The organism is Clavibacter lycopersici, from assembly GCF_003576405.1.
GTDB lineage: Bacteria > Actinomycetota > Actinomycetes > Actinomycetales > Microbacteriaceae > Clavibacter > Clavibacter lycopersici.
Window position 1 is genome coordinate 1 of the sequence record NZ_QWGT01000305.1, and the last position, 2,750, is coordinate 2,750.

Here is a 2,750-nt window from a genome sequence, read left to right on the forward strand (position 1 = left end):
GCCCGCGACCACGCACGCGCAGCTGGCCATGACGGGCGGGGCGGCGGGGGTCGACGTGCCGGGCTCCGGGGGGACGCAGCGCGTGGGCGCAGCGCAGCTCGCGTGCGCGGCGGCGTGCATCGGCACTCTCGGTGCGATCGGGGTCGGCATCCGCCGTACCGGGCGCCGACGCGGGTGGGCTAGAGCTTCTCGATGGGCGCGATCTTGATGAGCAGCCTCTTGCGGCCCGCGGGTCCGTCGAACTGCACCTCGGCGATGCGCTTGCGCCCCTCGCCGGTGACGCCGGTCACCCGGCCGTCGCCGAAGTCGGTGTGGCGGATGCGGTCGCCGAACGCGAGCTCGAGGTCGCCGTTGTCGCGCACCTGCCCGGTGACCGTGTTCGCCCACTGGGTCTTGGGGCGCGCGGGCGGCGGCAGGGCCGGATCCTCGAATCCGCTCGACGAGCGCGAACGACCGCCGTATCCCCCTCCCTCGCGCCTCGCGTTGAGGGCGCGCGGTTGAGTGCCGCCGCGCGACGTCGCCATGCCGGGCGACTGCTTCCAGTCGATGAGCTCGGCGGGGATCTCCTGCAGGTACCGGCTGGGCATCGCGACGTTGACCTCGCCGAACTGGGCGCGGGTCATCGCCAGGGAGATGAAGAGGCGCCGACGGGCGCGCGTGATGCCGACGTAGAACAGTCGACGCTCCTCCGCGGGGCCGCCGGGCTCGTTCGCCGACATCCGGTGCGGGAGCAGGTCCTCCTCCACGCCGGTGAGGAACACGGAGTCGTACTCGAGCCCCTTCGCGGTGTGCAGGGTCATGAGGGACACGGTGCCGCTCGAGTCGTCGAGCTCGTCCGCGGCGGCCACGAGGGAGACCTCCGTGAGGAAGTCCACCAGCTGGCCCTCGGGGTTGTTGCGCGAGAACTCCTTCGTCACGGCGACGAGCTCCTCGACGTTCTCGGCGCGGGCCTCGTCCTGCGCGTCCTTGCTCGCGCGCAGCGCCTGCACGAGACCGCTCCTCTCCAGCAGCGTGGTCACGAGGTCGCCGACGGAGGTGCGCCCCTCCGGCCGCTCGGGGTCGAGCAGCAGCGCCACCTCGTCGAGCATGCGCGAGAGCGTGAGGATCGCCTGCGTCACCTTGGGCCCGAGCCCCAGCTCGGATGCGCGGCGCATGGCCTCGCGGAAGGTCACGCCGTGCGACTCGGCGAAGTTCGCGAGGGCCGTCTCCGTCGCCGGGCCGATGCCCCGCTTCGGCGTGTTGAGGATGCGGCGGAGCGCCAGCACGTCCGCGGGGTTCGCGACCGCGACGAGGTACGCCATGGCGTCCTTGATCTCGGCCCGCTCGTAGAACTTCGTGCCGCCCATGATCCGGTAGGGCACGGCCGAGCGGATGAGGATCTCCTCCAGCGCGCGCGTCTGCGCGTTCGTCCGGTAGAAGACGGCGATCTCCGAGTAGGCGGTGCCCTCCTCGTGGAGCTTCTGGATCTCGTCGGCCACGAACTGGGCCTCGTCGTGCCCCGAGTACCCGGTGAAGCCGACGATCTTGTCGCCGTCGCCGATGGACGTCCACAGCTTCTTGTCCTTGCGGTCGAAGTTGTTGGAGATGACGGCGTTGGCGGCGGTGAGGATGTTCTGGGTCGACCGGTAGTTCTGCTCGAGGAGCACGACCTTGGACTGCGGGAAGTCGCGCTCGAACTCGGTGATGTTGCGGATGTCGGCACCGCGGAAGGCGTAGATCGACTGGTCGCTGTCGCCCACCACGGTGAGCGACGCCCCGTCGATCCCGCCCATGCCGTTCGTCGACATTCGGGTGTCGACGGGCACGTCCTCCGGGGACACCGCGCGCGTCAGCTCCCGGATGAGCGAGTACTGGGCGTGGTTCGTGTCCTGGTACTCGTCCACGAGCACGTGGCGGAAGCGCCGCTGGTAGAGCGCCGCTACCTTGGGGAACGCGCGGAAGAGGTAGACGGTCTGGCCGATGAGGTCGTCGAAGTCGAACGCGTTGGCGGCCGCCAGCGAACGCGTGTACTGCCGGAAGATCTCCACGAACATGGCCTCGGCCGGATCGTTGAAGTTCGCCGTGCGCGCGAACGTGTCCGCATCCGACAGCTCGTTCTTGAGCTTCGAGATGCGTCCCGACACCGACGAGACGGTGAAGCCGAGCGTGTCCGCGTCGAGCTGCTTGATGATCCGCTTGATGAGCACGCGGCTGTCGGCCGAGTCGTAGATGGTGAAGTTCTGCGTGAACCCGAAGGCCTCCGCCTCGCGGCGCAGGATGCGCACGCACGCGGAGTGGAAGGTCGAGATCCACATGCCCTCGGACGCCTGCCCGAGCAGGGACTCGACGCGCTCGCGCATCTCGGCGGCGGCCTTGTTCGTGAAGGTGATGGCCAGGATCTGGCTCGGCCACGCCTCCCGCGACTCGATGAGGCTCGCGATGCGGTGGGTGAGAACGCGCGTCTTGCCCGAACCGGCGCCGGCGACGATGAGGAGGGCGGGACCCCGGTAGACGACGGCCTCGCGCTGCTCCGGGTTGAGGCCCTCCAGCAGCGGATCCTCGGGGGCTCCCGCCCCTCCGTCGGCACCCGATCGGCCGTCGAGGATGATCGGCGTGCTGGAGGGGCGAAGGGCGGCGGGGTCAGCACTCATGTCGGCATCGATCCTAGGCGCTGCCCCCGACGCGCGACCGGGCGGGGGCGGGCGCCAGCGGCTCGCCCTGCGCGACGCTCCTCGAGCGACCGGACTGCGCGCGACGGCCTCCGGCGCCCG

1 protein-coding gene is annotated in these 2,750 nt (G+C 70.5%); it reads right to left on the reverse strand.

Annotated features, from left to right (window positions below; translation table 11 throughout):
- Window positions 1-179 precede the first annotated feature (179 nt).
- Complete coding sequence (locus DZG00_RS14275) at window positions 180-2,630, reverse strand: ATP-dependent helicase (protein ID WP_119383026.1); 2,451 nt, start codon at window positions 2,628-2,630, stop codon at window positions 180-182.
- Window positions 2,631-2,750 lie beyond the last annotated feature (120 nt).

Bases quoted from the DNA above. Each gene is read 5' to 3' on its own strand.
- DZG00_RS14275 (WP_119383026.1), bottom strand. From the start codon at position 2,630: ATGAGTGCTGACCCCGCCGCCCTTCGCCCCTCCAGCACGCCGATCATC.